Annotated in this window: 14 protein-coding genes, 4 tRNA genes and 1 other RNA gene; all 19 read right to left on the minus strand. The window is 59.2% G+C overall.

The features are described 5' to 3' along the window. Positions 1-619, minus strand: a 619-nt coding sequence (locus G8764_RS06130; RefSeq protein WP_166163163.1) for a GTP-binding protein, incomplete at its 3' end; no start/stop codon positions are given. 115 nt (positions 620-734) lie between these two features. After that, positions 735-810 (minus strand) — tRNA-Thr (locus G8764_RS06135). 48 nt (positions 811-858) lie between these two features. Next, positions 859-932, minus strand: a tRNA-Gly gene (locus tag G8764_RS06140). A gap of 142 nt (positions 933-1,074) precedes the next feature. Then, positions 1,075-1,202: non-coding RNA, RtT sRNA (locus tag G8764_RS06145), on the minus strand. 47 nt (positions 1,203-1,249) lie between these two features. Beyond that, positions 1,250-1,333: transfer RNA gene (locus G8764_RS06150), tRNA-Tyr, on the minus strand. A 94-nt stretch (positions 1,334-1,427) separates the two neighbouring features. Further along, positions 1,428-1,503, minus strand: a tRNA-Thr gene (locus tag G8764_RS06155). 70 nt (positions 1,504-1,573) lie between these two features. Next, positions 1,574-2,263 (minus strand): SPOR domain-containing protein, encoded by a 690-nt coding sequence (locus tag G8764_RS06160; protein WP_166163166.1) that lies wholly within the window; start codon positions 2,261-2,263, stop codon positions 1,574-1,576. 11 nt (positions 2,264-2,274) lie between these two features. Next, positions 2,275-3,117: a type III pantothenate kinase gene (locus tag G8764_RS06165; protein ID WP_166163169.1), complete on the minus strand. Its 843-nt coding sequence runs from the start codon at positions 3,115-3,117 to the stop codon at positions 2,275-2,277. A gap of 30 nt (positions 3,118-3,147) precedes the next feature. After that, positions 3,148-4,143, minus strand: a complete 996-nt coding sequence (gene birA, locus G8764_RS06170) for a bifunctional biotin--[acetyl-CoA-carboxylase] ligase/biotin operon repressor BirA (RefSeq protein ID WP_341806316.1) — start codon at positions 4,141-4,143, stop codon at positions 3,148-3,150. A gap of 31 nt (positions 4,144-4,174) precedes the next feature. Next, positions 4,175-4,642 carry a transcriptional regulator, SarA/Rot family gene (locus tag G8764_RS22725; protein WP_166163172.1) on the minus strand — a complete coding sequence of 156 codons (468 nt, stop codon included), beginning with the start codon at positions 4,640-4,642 and terminating at the stop codon, positions 4,175-4,177. A 10-nt stretch (positions 4,643-4,652) separates the two neighbouring features. Then, complete coding sequence (locus G8764_RS06180; RefSeq protein ID WP_166163175.1) at positions 4,653-5,129, minus strand: glutathione peroxidase; 477 nt, start codon at positions 5,127-5,129, stop codon at positions 4,653-4,655. Positions 5,130-5,721: 592 nt separating this feature from the next. After that, complete coding sequence (gene greA, locus G8764_RS06185; RefSeq protein ID WP_166163178.1) at positions 5,722-6,198, minus strand: transcription elongation factor GreA; 477 nt, start codon at positions 6,196-6,198, stop codon at positions 5,722-5,724. Beyond that, on the minus strand, positions 6,195-9,434 hold the full coding sequence (carB, locus tag G8764_RS06190; RefSeq protein ID WP_166163181.1) for a carbamoyl-phosphate synthase large subunit: 3,240 nt from the start codon (positions 9,432-9,434) through the stop codon (positions 6,195-6,197). The genes greA and carB overlap by 4 nt, the downstream gene beginning before the upstream one ends. Before the next feature lie 74 nt (positions 9,435-9,508). Continuing rightward, on the minus strand, positions 9,509-10,645 hold the full coding sequence (gene carA / locus G8764_RS06195) for a glutamine-hydrolyzing carbamoyl-phosphate synthase small subunit (protein WP_166163184.1): 1,137 nt from the start codon (positions 10,643-10,645) through the stop codon (positions 9,509-9,511). Between the two features lie 351 nt (positions 10,646-10,996). Further along, positions 10,997-12,544, minus strand: a complete 1,548-nt coding sequence (locus G8764_RS06200; RefSeq protein WP_166163187.1) for a methyl-accepting chemotaxis protein — start codon at positions 12,542-12,544, stop codon at positions 10,997-10,999. 515 nt (positions 12,545-13,059) lie between these two features. Then, positions 13,060-13,860: a 4-hydroxy-tetrahydrodipicolinate reductase gene (dapB, locus tag G8764_RS06205; protein WP_166163190.1), complete on the minus strand. Its 801-nt coding sequence runs from the start codon at positions 13,858-13,860 to the stop codon at positions 13,060-13,062. A 164-nt stretch (positions 13,861-14,024) separates the two neighbouring features. Then, positions 14,025-15,158 carry a molecular chaperone DnaJ gene (gene dnaJ, locus G8764_RS06210; protein ID WP_166163193.1) on the minus strand — a complete coding sequence of 378 codons (1,134 nt, stop codon included), beginning with the start codon at positions 15,156-15,158 and terminating at the stop codon, positions 14,025-14,027. Between the two features lie 127 nt (positions 15,159-15,285). Continuing rightward, positions 15,286-17,217, minus strand: a complete 1,932-nt coding sequence (gene dnaK, locus G8764_RS06215; RefSeq protein WP_166163196.1) for a molecular chaperone DnaK — start codon at positions 17,215-17,217, stop codon at positions 15,286-15,288. A gap of 206 nt (positions 17,218-17,423) precedes the next feature. Further along, on the minus strand, positions 17,424-18,005 hold the full coding sequence (gene grpE, locus G8764_RS06220) for a nucleotide exchange factor GrpE (protein ID WP_166163199.1): 582 nt from the start codon (positions 18,003-18,005) through the stop codon (positions 17,424-17,426). Positions 18,006-18,048: the final 43 nt, after the last annotated feature.

Below are 18,048 nucleotides of genomic sequence, written 5' to 3' on the forward strand. Positions count from 1 at the left end.
CTACCAGAGTCTTCACAGCGGTAGTACCCAGGCCGTTCTCATCTTCACCGTTGAGGGCCATCAGGGCAGAACCGGCAATGATCGGAGTGTCGTCACCCGGGAACTCGTACTGCTCCAGCAGTTCGCGCAGTTCCATTTCAACCAGTTCCAGCATCTCGGCGTATTCCTCGGAATCCACGCCGCCGCAATCTTCTGCCAGCAGGTCAGCCTTGTTCAGGAATACCACGATGTAAGGTACACCGACCTGGCGGGACAGCAGGATGTGCTCACGGGTTTGCGGCATAGGACCGTCGGTCGCGCCACACACCAGGATCGCACCGTCCATCTGGGCAGCACCGGTGATCATGTTTTTGACGTAGTCGGCGTGGCCGGGGCAGTCAACGTGGGCATAGTGACGAATCGGTGAATCGTACTCCACGTGTGAGGTGGCGATGGTAATACCACGCTCACGCTCTTCCGGCGCATTGTCGATACCGTCGAAAGCAACGGCTTCGCCGCCCCATACTTCCGCACAGACGCGCGTCAGCGCTGCAGTCAAAGTTGTTTTACCATGGTCAACGTGACCAATGGTGCCCACGTTAACGTGCGGTTTTTTACGCTCAAAAGTTGCTTTTGCCATTACGAGGGCCTCCTCAGGTTGACACTTTCCAAACTGACGACCAGATACAGCCGCCTTTACAAACACACAAAAACGCCGCTAGAACGCATACTTATGCTTTCTACGACGTGATTACTGGAGCTCTTGAGCGGATTTGAACCGCTGACCTCACCCTTACCAAGGGTGTGCTCTACCAACTGAGCTACAAGAGCTTTTTCTTGCACTTTTACTTGCACAACCCGGTTGTACAACGCAGAACCTGGAGCGGGTAGCGGGAATCGAACCCGCATCATCAGCTTGGAAGGCTGAGGTTCTACCACTGAACTATACCCGCCAAACCTATTTAGCGGCGCCAAACCACTTTACAGCTGCCAGCGATCCAACTACTCTTACTATTAATCAGAGGCTGCTACTGGCCTCTCGATTCTGGCTAACCAGCCCACCTGCCGAGCTTGCCAGCAGACTCTTAATTCTAATGGTGCAGGGGGGTGGATTATTCGGGCCCTTGGCCCTCACCCTTCGGGTCACCGCTTCGCGGTGCTCTCCTGCGCTACGCTTGTAGTCGAACCCGGGTGCTTCTCACCCACCCCGCAGGGCTTGGCTCTTTTTTCAAGCATTCTGCCGAACTTGCCAGCAGACTCTTAATTCTAATGGTGCAGGGGGGTGGATTCGAACCACCGAAGCTTGCGCGTCAGATTTACAGTCTGATCCCTTTGGCCACTCGGGAACCCCTGCGAAAAAGAGGCGCTATTTTCCGCCTCAACCTCACCACTGTCAACCGATAATTTCTCGGAATTTCACACAGTTACAATAGAAAGGTGAATAAATATGGAGCTGGCGAGAGGAGTCGAACCCCCGACCGGCTGATTACAAGTCAGCTGCTCTACCAACTGAGCTACGCCAGCTCTATTCACTTCCAAAAGCGCAGAATGGACCTGCTCTGCTCTTAGTGAGGGCGGGATTCTAGAGAAACTTTTACTCGGACGCAACAGCTGGGCAAAAATTTTGTCTCATCTCCAGCCCTTCCTCCCGATTGAGCAGCTCGAGCCACATAGCCTCGGCGACTTTTTCGGCTTCCGCCGCGGGCAGGGAGACCCAGATTTCCTCAGCGCTGCGCTCAACCTTCTTGATGGTCGCCTCGTAGCCGTATTCGATCACTTGCGCCAGGCGCTGGTGCGCGCCCTTTTCCTGGGTGAACAGGCCAAAGGAAATGCCGTTCTCCAACTCCCCTTTGGGAATAACAAAACTGTCGATGCCCTTGGCTTGCAACTCCTGCAATCGTCGTAAAGCGGCCTTGCGCGACGGCTGCGGCGACTGGTACACCCAGTAACCCGGCTCCCCGGGCACCTCCAGCTGCCTGATAGTGGCGCGAATGGCCAACGCCTGCAGATGCTCCTGGAAATACTCCGCCCGTAACAGCGCGGGAAAAGGGCCAACCAGGGTACACAACTCACTCCCGGCGGTGCGCACAACCGGCCCCTGCAGTGACGACTTGTCCGCCGCACTCTGGCCGCCAGTCACCGGTAACTCGCTCAACAGCACCAGAGACGCGCCCTCGGCCACAGCCTGTTGTTGCAGTGGCTGCGAATCGCCCGCTCCGCCCTGCCACAGATAAGCAAACAGTGCGATATTGGCCACCAGCAGTGACATAAAAATCCAGCGCATATTCGTCCTTTTTAACCACCGTCCCGCGCAGCAGGCTCACCACCTGCAACACCCTGCCACGGCCGTTTCGCCGACCACTGCAGGCCGTCGAGCACCAAATCTTCAACCAGCTCCAGGTTATAGATATCGACGTCCCCCGCCACCTGTAATTGCCGCTGCAGCAATGTGCCGTCGCCGCCCGTCAGCAGTACCCCGGCACGATAACCCGGCTGCCACCAACCCGCGGCGGCCTGGCGGGCCAGCACCTCACGTACGAACCCCGTCACCATCAACGGCAGGCCGCCGTTAACCGCAGCTTCGGTATTGCGACCCGGTGCGCCATCGGTAGGCTGCCAGGCCGCCACTTTGACCCGGGCCGTATCCTTGAACAGGGCCGCCCTCATCAACTGCAAACCGGGCACAATATAGCCCCCCTGATGAATGTTACCCTGCAGAATATCGACAGTGATGGCGCTGCCACAGTCGACCACGACCACACCATCCAGCTCCCGGCGCGCCGCGGCCAGCACCGCCAGCCAGCGATCCACCCCCAGTCGCGCCGGGTCGTCGTAGCCGACCCGGACCCCGCCAGCACTGGCGCTAACCCGGGCGAACTCGGCGCAGACTGCAAACTCCTGCTCGGCCCAGGCCGCCAGGGCAGTACTGACCTCCTCGGCCGCCACCGACGCCACCCATACCTGCTGCAGTCTCCCGCCCCGCAGCAGCGGCAGTAGCGCTGCCTGCAAGGTCGCCAGCAGCGCGGCCGGGGAGGCGTGTTGGCGACGCACCAGAGCGCCTCGCCCCAGCACCTGCCCGCCGCTGCGCAAGCGCCACTTCAGGCGCGTATTGCCAACATCGATTTCCAGCAGTGTCACATCAATGCACTCCGCCTTGGCGCAACGCGGCTATGCCGGCGCGGCACCCGACTCACCCGCGAGCGCACGCAGCGACACTTCGCCACCGTTATACTCTTCTATCTTGCCGTTAACCTCCACCCGCAGCGCACCGGCCGCGGACACCCCCCGGGCGATGCCGTCGACGCGATTATTGCCCAGCAACATCGACACCGGGCGATCGTGGTACAAATGCAACGCCTCCCACTCTTCCTGAAAGGCGCCAAAACCGCCGCCCTGGAAACGTTGCAGGGCCGGCAGCAAGTGGTTTAACAGGGCCACCACCAGCTGATTGCGGGACAGGTCCGGCAGCAGCTCTCGCAACTGCGCCCAGGGCTGGTCAATCTCCGCAGAGGCCAGCGTCGACACCGACACGTTCAAACCGACCCCGACCACCACCTGGCACATACCCGCCGGGTCGCCGGTCATCTCCAGCAGGATACCTGCCAGCTTGCGTCCATCCCAGAGCAGATCGTTGGGCCATTTCAAACCAACCCCCTCGGCCCCCAGTTCCTGCAGCGCATTGACCAGCGCCACCCCAACCGCCAGGCTGAGCCCTTCCAGCGCAGCGGCACCACCGCTGAACTCCACCACCGCAGAGAGGTAGAGGCTCTGGCCGAACGGGCTAACCCACTTGCGGCCGCGACGCCCGCGACCACTGGACTGGTGCTCAGCCAGGCAAATATAGCCATTGCCATTGCCGCGGCTGGCTCGTGCCATGGCGATACTGTTGGTGCTATCCACAGACTGCAGCACCTCCAGCTCGGTCAACAGTGCCCGCGCCTGGGCATTGAGACCGGCCTCGATCAGGGCCCGATCCAACAGCTCAAGGCCGCCGGGCACACGGTAGCCCTTGCCTCGCACCGATTCCAGCGCAATACCAAAACTCTCCAGCTTCTGCAGGTGCTTCCACACCGCTGTGCGGCTGACTCCCAGCACCTCACCGAGGGCCTCCCCTGAATGGAATTGACCATCGGCCATTCGTTCCAACAATACGTGCAGATTCACTTCGACTCCAAAGTATTAGTGGCGCACCCGCTTACCGGGCCGCCGTCAATGCCGCCAGCAACCGACTCAATTCCGTGCGCAGAGACCCGGCATCGACGCCGCCAAAAGCCTCGCGCCACTGGCACAGATAATCAATCGCCTGGGATTCCAGCCCGAGCCCCCGGGCGGTCGCCTCGATCAGCACCAGGCGCTCATCAGCGCTGCTGCGCCGGCGCGTTATCATACCGCTTTTTTCCAGCCGCTTGAGCAGCGGGGTCAGGGTACCGGAATCCAGGTACAGGCGCTCACCCAATGCCTTGACCGTCGGCTCGGCAGGTGCATGCGCCGCCCACTCCCACAATACCATCATCACCAGGTACTGCGTATAGGTCAGCCCCAGCGCTTTCAGCAGTGGCTGGTAGGCCTTGGCCAGCGACCTGGTACAGGCGTGTAACACAAAGCACAACTGGTTATCGAGACGCACCAGCGACTGGTTTTGGGAGGGTACCGAGGCAGTCACAGGCAACCGCTCAAAGCAACTGCTGGAGGGTTTTTTCAATGGCCGCGGGAGTATCCGTCGGTGCGAAACGCTTGATCACCTTGCCGTCGCGCCCCACCAGGAACTTGGTAAAGTTCCACTTTATTTTCTTCGAGCCGAGCAGGCCCGGCGCCTCATCCTTCAAGTAGTTAAACAGTGGGTGGGCATTGCTGCCGTTCACATCCACTTTGGCAAACAGCGGAAAAGTGACGCCGAAATTGCGCTCGCAAAATTCGCCGATCTCCTCGGCGTCGCCGGGCTCCTGGCCACCAAACTGGTTGCAGGGAAACCCCAGGATCACCAGCCCTTTATCCTTGTACTGTTGATACAGGCTTTCCAGCCCCTTGTACTGCGGAGTAAAGCCACACTTGCTGGCGGTATTTACCACCAGTATGACCTTGCCTGCAAATTCGTTTAACGCCACCTTTTCACCACCGAGGGCCTCGGCTGTCATTTCGTAAATACCCATTCCTGCCTCCACATAATATTTTGCAAAATTCAATTTTGCACAACTTAATATTGCCGTCGTCACCCTACTCCAGGCGCACTTGCATTACCAGTTTGATATCGTCCAGCTGGCACTAAAGCAGGCCTGGCTTCGGGGGATTGCTTTCAAGACCCTCGACAGCATGGATGCTGTCGTGGAGCCCCCACGGATGGGTATACGGCGAGTCTTGAAAGCAAGCCCCCGGAGCCAGGCCGGGGAAAGAACTGAGACCCAAGCACTAAGCTACCGGCTCCCCCTCATCCAGCTAGCGTACAAACATCATCCAGCTGGCGCGATAGTAGGTCTGGCTTCGGGGGTTTGCTTTCAAGACCCTCGACAGCATGGATGCTGTCGTGGAGCCCCCAGGGATGGGTGCACGGCGAGTCTTGAAAGCAAGCCCCCGGAGCCAGGCCGGAAAAAGAACTGACACCCCAAAAACCAGCAGGCACAGGCTCAACTAATGCCAATTACTGGCAAATTCAAAGAGGAGGAAAGAAAAACCTGCCGCGGGAACCGGCAGCAAGGAAAGTGAGAGCAGTGCAGCCCTGCGGGTCGCGCCGCCCTCACAAGACAATCAGAGATGGCGCACGTCGTCGATCTCGTACTCCACTTCGCCACCGGGAGTGCGAACCACCACCACATCCCCGATTTCCTTGCCAATCAAACCCCGGGCAATGGGCGAATTGATCGAGATCTTGTTGGACTTCACATTGGCCTCATCATCACCGACGATTTTGTAGGTGACGCGCTGGTCATTGTCCAGGTTGATGATATCCACCGTGGTGCCAAAAATAACCTTGTCGGCCGGCGGAATCTGCTTGATATCGATAATCTGGGCACTGGCGAGCTTGCCCTCGATCTCCTGGATTCGCCCCTCGCAAAAGCCCTGCTGCTCGCGCGCGGCGTGATACTCGGCATTTTCCTTCAAATCACCGTGCTCGCGCGCCTCGGCGATAGCCTGCACAATGCGCGGACGGTCGACCTTTTTGAGCTGATCCAGCTCCGCCCGGAGCGCTTCTGCACCCTCAATTGTCATCGGAACCTTGTTCATTGCTCTCCCTCCGCAGTGCGATTCACCCGTGTGTGCAACTCCTGCAAACTGCGCACCTGTTGATTCTTGCCAAATTTCAGCGCCACGCAAACCGCCTCGGCGCCCGCCAGGGTGGTGGTGTAGTACACCCGACGATTTTCGGCGCTGCGGCGAATGGAAGCGGAATCCTTGATCGCCTGTTTGCCTTCGGTGGTATTAAAGACCAGCGAGATCTCCCCGTTCTTGATCATATCGACAATATGCGGGCGCCCCTCCATAACCTTGTTGACCACCTGCACCTGCAAACCGTTATCGGTCAACAGTTTGGCGGTACCGCGGGTGGCCACCAGTTCAAAGCCGAGGCTGGCAAATTCACTGGCCACCGGCACCAGGCCGCTTTTATCAAAGTCGCGGACACTGATAAACACCTTGCCAGACGACGGAATCTCATCACCGGCGCCCAGCTGGGCCTTGAAATAGGCTTCGGCGAAAGTGTCGCCAATGCCCATTACCTCACCGGTGGATTTCATCTCCGGGCCGAGGATCGGGTCCACCGCCGGGAACTTGTTAAACGGGAACACCGCCTCCTTGACGCTGAAATACTCCGGCACCACTTCGCGGGTGAAACCCTGCTCGGCCAGGCTCTTGCCGGCCTGCACCCGGGCCGCCACCTTGGCCAGGGAAATTCCGATACACTTGGATACAAACGGCACCGTGCGCGAACCGCGCGGGTTGACCTCGATCACGTAGATCTCGCCGTCCTGGTAGGCCAGCTGCACGTTCATCAGGCCAATAACGCCCAACTCCACCGCCATCTTGCGCACCTGCTCACGCATCTCATCCTGGACACTGGCCGGCAGCGAATAGGGCGGCAGCGAGCAAGCGGAGTCACCGGAGTGAACGCCACACTGCTCGATGTGCTGCATAATGCCGCCAATCACCACATCGGTGCCATCGCAAACGGCGTCGATATCCACTTCGATAGCGGAGTTGAGGAAGCGATCCAGCAGTACCGGCGCGTCGTCGGACACCTGCACCGCCTCACGCATATAGGTGCGCAGCTCTTCTTCCTTATAGACGATCTCCATGGCCCGACCGCCGAGCACATAGGAGGGTCGCACCACCAACGGGTAGCCGACATCGGAAGCCTTGCGCACCGCCTCTTCAGTGGAGCGTACAATGGCGTTGGAGGGCTGCTTCAAATCCAGCCGCATCAACATTTGCTGGAAGCGCTCGCGATCTTCCGCCCGATCGATAGCCTCGGGGCTGGTGCCTATAATCGGCACGCCTTCGGCCTCCAGGGCGCGGGCGATTTTCAGTGGCGTCTGGCCACCGAACTGCACGATAACCCCCTTGGGCTTCTCCTTGCGCACGATTTCCAGCACATCCTCCAGGGTGACCGGCTCAAAGAACAAACGATCGGAGGTGTCGTAATCGGTGGACACAGTTTCCGGGTTGCAGTTGACCATAATGGTCTCAAAGCCGTCATCCCGGCAGGCCAGGGCCGCGTGTACACAGCAGTAATCAAACTCAATACCCTGGCCGATGCGGTTGGGGCCGCCACCGAGCACCATGATCTTGTCACGGCTGGAGGGGTTGGCCTCACACTCTTCCTCGTAGGTCGAGTACATATAGGCAGTGGAGGTGGCAAATTCTGCGGCGCAGGTATCCACCCGCTTGTAGACCGGGTGTACGTCCAGCTTGTAGCGGTGCGAGCGCAGTGTCTTCTCGCTCACTCCCAACAGGGTACCCAGGCGCTTGTCGGAAAAGCCCTTGCGCTTCATGCCGTACATCAGTTGCTGGTCAATTTCGCCCAACGGCATGGAGGCCAACCTTGCTTCACTTTTGATCAGGTCCTCGATTTGCGCGAGGAACCAGCGGTCGATGGCCGAGATTTCATACACTTCCTCGATGCTCATGCCAGCCCGGAAGGCGTCGCCCACGTACCAGATGCGCTCGGCACCGGGAGTGCCCAGCTCACGCCGGATCCGGGTCATGGCTTCATCCGAACTCAGGTCTACCTTGGGCTCAAATCCGGCCGAGCCCACTTCCAGACCGCGCAGGGCTTTCTGGACTGACTCCTGGAAGGTGCGGCCGATGGCCATCACCTCTCCCACCGACTTCATCTGGGTAGTAAGGCGAGCATCGGCGGCGCCGAACTTCTCAAAGGTGAAACGCGGTATCTTGGTCACCACATAATCGATGGAGGGCTCGAATGAGGCCGGAGTAGCCCCCCCGGTGATGTCATTTTGCAGTTCATCGAGGGTATAGCCCACCGCCAGCTTGGCTGCGACCTTGGCAATGGGGAAGCCGGTGGCCTTGGAGGCCAGCGCCGACGAGCGCGACACCCGCGGGTTCATTTCAATGACCACCAGGCGCCCGTTCTCCGGATGCATGGCAAACTGCACATTGGAACCGCCGGTTTCCACGCCGATCTCGCGCAATACCGCCAGCGAGGCGTTGCGCATAATCTGCAGCTCTTTGTCGGTCAGGGTCTGGGCCGGGGCTACGGTGATCGAGTCACCGGTGTGCACACCCATGGGGTCAAAGTTCTCAATGGAGCAGACGATAATGCAGTTGTCATTTTTATCGCGCACCACCTCCATTTCGAACTCTTTCCAGCCCAGCAGGGACTCATCGATCAGCAGCTCATTGGTGGGCGAGAGGTCCAGCCCCCGGGCGCAGATTTCTTCAAACTCTTCCCAGTTATAAGCCACCCCGCCACCGGAGCCACCCATAGTGAAAGACGGCCGGATAATCACCGGAAAGCCGAATTTCTTCGGCACTTCCCGCGCCTCATCCATGGTGTGGACGATATCAGCCCGGGCGCACTCGAGACCAATTTTCTTCATCGCCTTGTCGAAGGCGTCGCGGTCTTCGGCTTTGTAAATTGCCTCCTGGTTGGCACCAATCAGCTCTACGCCGTACTTCTCCAGTACGCCGTTATCGTGCAGGGCCAGGGCGCAATTGAGGGCCGTCTGCCCGCCCATGGTAGGCAGGACCGCGTCGGGGCGCTCTTTGTCAATAATCTGTGCCACGGTGCGCCACTCGACCGGCTCGATATAGGTCGCGTCGGCCATGGCCGGGTCGGTCATGATGGTGGCCGGATTGGAGTTCACCAGGATAACCCGATAACCCTCCTCGCGCAGCGCCTTACAGGCCTGTGCCCCGGAGTAATCAAATTCGCAAGCCTGGCCAATCACGATCGGGCCCGCACCGAGGATAAGAATGCTTTTGATGTCGGTTCTTTTCGGCATATTGTGCTCTATTAATTGGGTACTTTAAGGGTGCTTTCGCGAGGTGGCCGCGCTGCGGCCCCTCGCCCGGGGGGCTATCTGCCAGCTGCCATCAGCTCGATAAAGTGGTCGAACAGCGGGGCGCAATCGTGCGGCCCGGGGCTGGCTTCGGGATGCCCCTGGAAGCTGAAAGCGGGCTTGTCGGTGCGGTGTATGCCCTGCAGGGTGCCATCAAACAGCGACTTGTGGGTGACCCGCAGGTTAGCCGGCAGACCATCCATATCCGCAGCAAAGCCATGGTTTTGGCTGCTGATCATCACCGTGCCGGTTTCCAGGTTCTGCACCGGATGGTTGCCGCCGTGATGTCCGTGCCCCATTTTTACGGTTTTGCCGCCCGATGCCAGGGCCAGCAACTGGTGCCCCAGGCAAATACCAAAAATAGGTATCTCGGTTTCCAGCAGCTCCTGAATCGCGGTAATGGCGTAATCACAGGGCTCCGGGTCGCCTGGCCCATTGGAGAGAAAAACCCCGTCCGGCTTCAGCGCCAGCACGTCTGCGGCGGAGGTTTGCGCCGGCACTACCGTCAGGTTGCAGCCGCGATCCACCAGCATGCGCAGGATATTGCGCTTGACCCCGTAATCGTAGGCCACCACGTTGAATTTGAACTCAGTGGGCCGGGTGAAGCCTTTACCCAGCTGCCAGCTGCCTTCCTGCCAGGTGTAGGACTCTTTGGTCGACACTACCTTGGCCAGGTCCAGCCCTTTGAGGCCGCCAAAGTCACGGGCCGCCTGCAGCGCCTGCGCTTCATCCACCTCACCAGCCATGATACAGCCCCTCTGGGAGCCCTTATCCCGCAGGATTCGGGTCAGGCGGCGGGTGTCTATTTCGGCAATGCCGAGAATTTTGCGGGAGCGCAGGTAGTCATCGAGGGATTGCTGGCTGCGGAAGTTGCTCGCCAGCAGCGGCAAATCCCGTATCACCAGCCCCGTGGCCCAGATTTGGCCACACTCTTCATCCTCGTCATTGGTGCCAACGTTACCAATATGGGGGTAGGTCAGGGTGACAATTTGCTGGGCGTAGGACGGGTCCGTCAGGATTTCCTGGTAGCCCGTCATGGATGTGTTAAACACTACTTCGCCAGTGGCAATACCTTCCGCACCTATGGCTTTGCCACGGAAAACACTACCGTCCTCTAGCACGAGTATTGCGGGTCGATGGTAGTCTGTGTTCAAGTCGGCCTCCTAAACTGTGGTTGCAGTACATTCACCTGCCGTCACCCGCGGTGCGGGAGCTCTGGCCGGCGGATTCGCGCAACCTGTACTTGTATTTTCGCCAGACCGAGTGCGGCCGCGGCGCTTCAGCACTATTGGTATGAGTCATTTAATTAAAGAAAGGGCAATCAAGTTGCAAAAAAGCGAGATGAAACCACACGCTTCATCTCGCTTCTTATTTTCGCTTCCTGAATCAATCGAGCCTGCTGTATTTCGCGGCAACGGTCCAGATCAATCTAAAACGCAATTGTACTGGAATGGCTTGGCCCTTGTCCAATCACAGAGCCCCCGGTTGGCGCCGAGTCACTGGCCCTAGAGCTTGAACTGCTTGACCGTAGCCTCCATCTTGTCGGCCAGGCGAGCCAACTCGACGGTATTTGCAGCAATCTCCACCGAGCCCTCCGAAGTCCGGCGGGCAACGTCGGCGATATTATTCATATTGCGCTCCATCTCCCGGGTTGCAGCACTCTGCTCTTCCGAGGCGCTGGCCATTTGGTTGGCCTTGTCTTTAATCGAGCTGACCCCCTCGGTGATGGCGTTCAGCGAGCGGCTGGCCGCCTCCGCCTGGCTCACTGACTCCTCTGCCTGCACTGTTCCCTTACCCATCATCTGTACCGCGTCGCGGGCCCCGGACTGCAAGCGCTCGATCATCTGCTGAATCTCCTGGGTGGAACTCTGGGTGCGCGACGCCAGGGTGCGAACCTCGTCCGCCACCACTGCGAACCCGCGGCCCTGCTCCCCGGCACGAGCCGCCTCAATAGCTGCATTCAGCGCCAGTAAATTAGTCTGCTCGGCAATTCCCCGGATCACATCCAGCACCGACCCTATATTGTCCGTCTCCTGCTGCAGCCGGTCGATCACTTCCGAAGCCTTGTGGATATCCTGTGCCAGGCTCTCGATTTGCCCCATGGTAGCCTTGACCACCCGGTTGCCTTCCACCGCCTCGCCGTCCGCCACCTCGGCATTCTCCGCCGTGCGGGTAACATTGCGCGCCACATCTTCCACCACTGAGGCCATCTCCCGCACCGCGGCGACCACCTGCTGGATCTCGGTCTGCTGGCTCACCACCCCGCGCTCGGTCTCGCGCGCCGTGGCCGAGAGACGATTGGCATTTTGGTTCAATTCAGAAGCAGTCACGGAAAATTCGGAAATAATCTGGTGCACCCGGCCGATAAAGGTATTAAACCAGTGCGCCAGCATGCCCACCTCGTCGCTGGAGCCCACCTCCAGCCGGCGCGTGAGGTCGCCCTCACCCTCGGCCATATCCTTGAGGGCATGCACCACATTATTGATCGGGCCGGTGATACTGGCCTGCACCAGAAATGAAATGGCCGCCGCCAGCAAGCTGATGACCGCGCCAGTTGCTATGGCACTCCAAACCGCTTGGCTGACCGCCTCTTCCATCTCGCCGAGGCCAACGCGCATATAAATCGAGCCAGCCTCTTCGCCATCGACATAGATCGGCTCGAACAGCGACAAGCTGGTGTCACCAAACTCCACCTTGTTGCCTTCTGGCCGGTTGGGCAAGCCGGCGGGCAGGCGCCCCTTGCTGCGTCCGTCGCCTTTGACGTACCAGGCAAACGGCTCGCCAGTAGCGCGATAAATTACCGCAGCCTGCACGCGGGCACTGTTATCCAGCGTCATCAGTGTGCTGCGCGCCGATTCGGTATCATCAAAGGCGACGGCACCGGCACTGCTGCCGCCAACAATTCTCGCCAGGGTAACACTGTCCTTGCGAATAGCATCGTGCAGACGACCCACCTCACCCTGCACCAGCACCACGCTGGAAATAATCACCCCGACAATGCTGGTTATCGTCACCCCCAGCAATACTTTGTACTTCAACGACAAGCTACCCATAACACCATCTCATTTACACGACTGCCACGGACCGATGCACCATTCGGCCGGCGGCAGCCAGCGACTTTAATTAACTCTCACTATTACTATCGCGGATTTCGGAAAATTCTTTAACTGCGCTCCGAGCAATACCCATCACTTAGCTTAGACGCTATCGGCGAGTTAACAACCAATGGCAGGACAGATAGTGGCTGATACGACAGGCTGCAACTTATAAAGCAGATAATCAGCTGCGCCACCGCCTACAGGGCACACGGGCAATATCATCCGCAGAGAAAACGCAGCTGAGGGGCGCTAGCGAGAGGGCTGGTAGTAGTAGCAAAATTGGTAGTAGCAAAATGGGTAGTAGCGAGAACGATATAAGCGGAGGGGTAAAGACCGCGGGCGCGGGGCGACAGGTTGACTAAACCCTCCGCAGCGGTTAAAAAACGGCTCTCAAGGTTGCCCGGAAGGTGTTGCCCAGGAAGGCTAATCGTGGCTTGCTCGGCACCTGCGCGCAGATGCCGATGGGTCAATCAGAGACCCAGCACATCCTGCATCGAGTAGACGCCGGCATCCTGCTGCGCCAACCACACCGCAGCGCGCACCGCGCCGCGGGCAAACGCCATGCGACTGGACGCCTTGTGGGTAATTTCTACCCGCTCACCATCGGCCATAAACATCACCGTGTGGTCGCCGACCACGTCGCCACCGCGCACCGTGGCAAAGCCAATGGTCTCCCGCTTGCGCGCTCCGGTTTGCCCTTCGCGGCCATAGACCGCCACTTCGCGCAAATTGCGATTTACCCCCCGCGCCACAGCCTCGCCCATGGCCAGCGCCGTGCCCGAGGGGGCATCCACTTTGTGGCGATGATGGGCCTCGTAGATTTCGATATCGTAATCGTCACCCAGGGTGGCCGCGGCCTGCTCCAACAATTTCAGGGCGACGTTGACGCCGGTGCTGAAATTGGCCGCCTTACAGAGAGCAATTTGGTCCCCGCAAGCCAGCAGCTGCTGCTCTTGCTGCGGAGTAAACCCGGTGGTGCCAACCACCATTTTGCGACCGACTCCGGCGCAGGCCGCGGCGTTGGCCAGCGTGGCGGCTGGCGCGGTGAAATCGATCAACACATCGAACTGCTCCAGCGTTGCCTCGACTTGCGCCGCGATCACTATGCCGTTCTTGCCCAGCCCCGCCAGCTCGCCGCTGTCAGCACCGATCAACGAGCTGCCCGGGCGCTCGAAGGCCGCCGTCAACACCGCGCCTTCGGTACTGGCAATGGTCTCTATCAACATTCTGCCCATTCGACCGGCCGCACCGGTCACCGCCATTCTGACCATGACTCTTCTCTTCTATTGATCTAATCGTGTTGCGTCTAATGCCAATGCGCCTGATCCGCACGCCCGGGGGCTGCCGCGTGCGCGCCACACGCTGTGCCCGGGTTTGATGCAGGACAGCCGGGCAGCCGCCGACAGCTAAAGTCTGGCGCCAGCGGCAATGGCTGTCAAAGCTTCATATCGCCGAAAAAGTTTTTCATGCCTTCAAACCAGGAGTCCTGCTTGGGTGAATTCTTGTCGCCCTTCATGGACTCCTTGAAGTCCTTGAGCAGCTCTTTCTGCTTGTGACTCAGGTTCACCGGCGTCTCCACCACTACCCGGCACATCAGGTCGCCGGCCGCACCGCCGCGCACCGGGGTCACCCCCTTGCCACGCAGTCGGAACATCTTGCCGGTCTGGGTTTCCGCCGGCACCTTCAACTTGACCCGGCCCTCGAGGGTCGGCACGTCCAGCTCGCCACCCAGGGCCGCGTCGACGATACTCACCGGCACCTCACAGTAGAGATTCTTGCCGTCGCGCTCGAATATCTCGTGTGGCTTGACCGATACCTGTACGTACAGGTCGCCGGCAGGCCCGCCTTCCGGCCCGGCCTCGCCCTCGCCGCCGAGACGGATGCGATCGCCGGTGTCCACTCCGGGCGGCACTTTTACCGACAGGGTCTTGGTCTCTTCGACTCGGCCCTGGCCGTGACAGGTATTACAAGGATCCGTAATTACCGAGCCGCGACCACGACAGCGTGGGCAGGTCTGCTGCACCGAGAAAAAGCCCTGCTGCATGCGCACCTGGCCGGCACCACCACAGGTGGTACAGGAGGTAGGCTTGCTGCCGGACTTGGCGCCAGTACCATCGCACGGCTCACAACTGACCAGGGTCGGCACACGAATCTTGACCGTGGTTCCCTTGACCGCATCCTCGAGGTCGAGCTCGAGGGTGTAGCGCAAGTCCGAACCCCGCATTGGGCCGCGGCCGCGGCCACCGCCGCCACCGCCAAAAATATCGCCAAACACATCACCGAAGATGTCGCTGAAACTGCCGCCGCCACTAAAGCCGCCACCGCCGAAGCCACCGCCCTGGGGATCAACTCCCGCGTGCCCGAACTGATCGTAGGCCGAGCGCTTCTCCGGATTGGAAAGAATTTCGTAGGCCTCGCTGGCCTCCTTGAATTTTTCTTCCGACTCCTTGTCATCGGGGTTGCGGTCCGGGTGGTGTTTCATCGCCACCCGGCGGTAGGCTTTCTTCAGGTCTTTCTCGGTCACATCGCGACTGACGCCGAGGACTTCATAATAATCACGCTTGGACATAGGAATTCAGCTTAAATTTTCTTCATGAAACGGCAAACGCGGGCCAGGCCCGCGCAAACTTATCAACTATACGCGCCGTCCCTGGCGCGAACCTCACGAGCAACAATAAGGCTGTTGCACCGACAGATTATTTTTTGTCGTCCTTGACCTCTTCGAATTCAGCGTCGACAACACCGTCATCTGCGGCCGCATTGGCCTTGCTTTCGGCGCCCGCACCAGCGGCTGCTTCGGCCTGGGCCGCCTGTTCGGCATACATTTTCTGTGCCAGCGAACCAGAGGCTTCGGTCAACTTGGTGGTCGCTGCTTCCATCGCCGCCTTGTCGCCGCCCTTGACGGCCTCGTCCGCTTCCTTCAGGGCCGCTTCGATGGCTGACTTCTCTTCCTCAGAGGCCTTGTCGCCGGCTTCTTCCAGAGTCTTGCGGGTGGCGCTGATCAAGCCATCGAGAGTATTGCGGGCAGTGACCAGCTCTTCGAACTTCTTGTCCGCCTCGGCATTGGCCTCGGCATCCTGCACCATTTTCTCAATTTCATCGTCAGACAGGCCAGAAGCCGCCTTGATAACAATGGACTGCTCTTTGCCGGTGGCCTTGTCTTTGGCGCCGACATTGAGAATACCGTTGGCATCGATATCGAAGGTAACCTCGATTTGTGGCATGCCACGGGGTGCCGGCGGAATGTCCGCCAGATCAAAGCGACCCAGCGACTTGTTCTGGCTGGCCTGCTTGCGCTCACCCTGGACCACGTGAATAGTCACTGCAGTCTGGCTGTCTTCGGCAGTGGAGAATATTTGCGACTTCTTGGTCGGGATGGTGGTGTTCTTCTCGATCAACGGAGTCGCCACTCCACCCATGGTTTCAATACCGAGGGTCAGCGGAGTTACATCCAGCAGCAATACGTCTTTCACATCACCGGCCAGTACCGCACCCTGAATGGCAGCACCCATGGCCACGGCTTCATCGGGGTTGACGTCGCGACGCGCTTCCTTGCCGAAGAACTCAGCCACTTTCTGCTGCACCATGGGCATGCGGGTTTGTCCGCCCACCAGGATCACATCGTCAATTTCGCTGACTGACAGACCGGCGTCGGCGAGAGCGATCTTGACCGGCTCCATGGAGCGCTTGACCAGCTCTTCCACCAGCGACTCCAGCTTGGCGCGAGTCAGCTTGACCACCAGGTGCTTGGGACCAGTGGCATCGGCAGTGATGTAGGGCAGGTTGACTTCAGTCTGCTGTGAGGAAGACAGCTCGATCTTGGCTTTTTCAGCGGCTTCTTTCAGGCGCTGCAACGCCAGTGGATCATTGTGCAAATCGATACCGTTGGACTTCTTGAACTCGCCCGCAAGGTACTCGATCAGGCGCATATCAAAGTCTTCACCACCGAGGAAGGTGTCACCGTTGGTGGACAGCACTTCAAACTGGTGCTCGCCATCGACGTCGGCGATTTCAATGATGGAGATGTCGAAAGTACCACCACCCAGGTCGAATACCGCAATGGTGTGGTCGCCCTTGGCCTTGTCCATACCGTAGGCCAGAGCCGCAGCGGTGGGCTCGTTGATGATACGCTTGACTTCCAGACCGGCGATCTTGCCGGCGTCTTTGGTCGCCTGGCGCTGGGAATCGTTAAAGTAGGCCGGTACGGTAATTACCGCTTCGGTCACTTTTTCACCAAGGTAGTCCTCGGCGGTCTTTTTCATCTTTTTCAGGACTTCAGCAGAAATCTGCGGCGGCGCCTTCTTGTCGCCCTTGACTTCAACCCAGGCATCACCGTTGTCGGCCTGGATAATCTTGTAGGGGACCATGGAGATGTCTTTCTGGACCACGTCGTCCTTGAACTTGCGACCGATCAAACGCTTGACCGCAAACAGGGTGTTGTTGGGGTTGGTAACTGACTGGCGCTTGGCGCTCTGGCCTACCAGGATCTCGGCATCGTCAGTAAATGCAACGATAGACGGGGTGGTGCGATCACCCTCGGCGTTTTCGATTACCTTGGGCTTGCCGCCCTCCAATACTGCTACGCAGGAGTTGGTGGTCCCCAGGTCTATACCTATAATTTTACCCATTTCAATCCTCTCCAATTCGTCTGGAATTTCTGCTTGATCACGTTTCAAATTTGCCTGGCCAGAACCAACCGCGCCGGGCGTTGAATTTCGATAAGGTCAATATTGGACCGATTGCCCACTTTTCAACCCCGCCGACACCATTTATTGCTTAAATACTGCCTGACTTGCTGCGCAACTGCTCGCTCCAGGCAGTTTCACCCCGGCTACTACTCCGGAGCCTTGGCCACCACCACCATCGCCGGACGCACCAGGCGACCGTGCAGCGTATAGCCTTTCTGGAAAACATTGATAACCGTATTGGGCTCCACGTCGGGACTGGCGACCATGGTCATGGCCTGGTGTTTCTGCGGATCGAAAGGCTCGCCGACAGGATCCACCGCCTCCACCTTGTGCCGTGCCAGGGTGTCGTGAAATGATTTCAGGGTGAGCTGCACCCCCTCCAGCACAGGCTTCAGCGCCTCGCTGTCGACATCCATGGCCTCCAGTGCCCGCTCCAGGTTATCCACCACGGGCAACAGATCGTTGACCAGCTTCTCCTGGCCAAATTTATGGGCCTTTTCCACATCCTGCTCAGCGCGGCGGCGGATATTCTGCACATCGGCCTGGGCCCGCAGCACCTGTTCTTTGGCCTCGTGCAACTGGGCATTGAGGCTCTCGATTTCCGCCTGCACGGCATCAACCGTGGGCGGCACGTCCTGCTCCGCGCCCGCACCTGCCTGGGCTTCTTCGGCGGCCGCAGTGGCTTCCACTTTATCGTCTTCGGGCGGTGTCTGATTTTCTGCTGTCACTCTACACTCCGTAAATTCTCGCTGGCTGGTTTGATCTGCAAGG

Origin of the sequence: Pseudomaricurvus alcaniphilus, from assembly GCF_011440395.1 — a bacterium.
In the GTDB taxonomy this organism is placed as follows: Bacteria; Pseudomonadota; Gammaproteobacteria; order Pseudomonadales; family Cellvibrionaceae; genus Pseudomaricurvus; species Pseudomaricurvus alcaniphilus.

What these genes read in the sequence shown, in the direction of transcription:
- G8764_RS06160 (WP_166163166.1), bottom strand. Translation starts at nt 2,263, where the DNA reads ATGCGCTGGATTTTTATGTCACTGCTGGTGGCCAATATCGCACTGTTT.
- G8764_RS06180 (WP_166163175.1), bottom strand. Translation starts at nt 5,129, where the DNA reads ATGGGTATTTACGAAATGACAGCCGAGGCCCTCGGTGGTGAAAAGGTG.
- greA (WP_166163178.1), bottom strand. Translation starts at nt 6,198, where the DNA reads ATGAACAAGGTTCCGATGACAATTGAGGGTGCAGAAGCGCTCCGGGCG.
- carB (WP_166163181.1), bottom strand. Translation starts at nt 9,434, where the DNA reads ATGCCGAAAAGAACCGACATCAAAAGCATTCTTATCCTCGGTGCGGGC.
- G8764_RS06200 (WP_166163187.1), bottom strand. Translation starts at nt 12,544, where the DNA reads ATGGGTAGCTTGTCGTTGAAGTACAAAGTATTGCTGGGGGTGACGATA.
- dapB (WP_166163190.1), bottom strand. Translation starts at nt 13,860, where the DNA reads ATGGTCAGAATGGCGGTGACCGGTGCGGCCGGTCGAATGGGCAGAATG.
- dnaJ (WP_166163193.1), bottom strand. Translation starts at nt 15,158, where the DNA reads ATGTCCAAGCGTGATTATTATGAAGTCCTCGGCGTCAGTCGCGATGTG.
- dnaK (WP_166163196.1), bottom strand. Translation starts at nt 17,217, where the DNA reads ATGGGTAAAATTATAGGTATAGACCTGGGGACCACCAACTCCTGCGTA.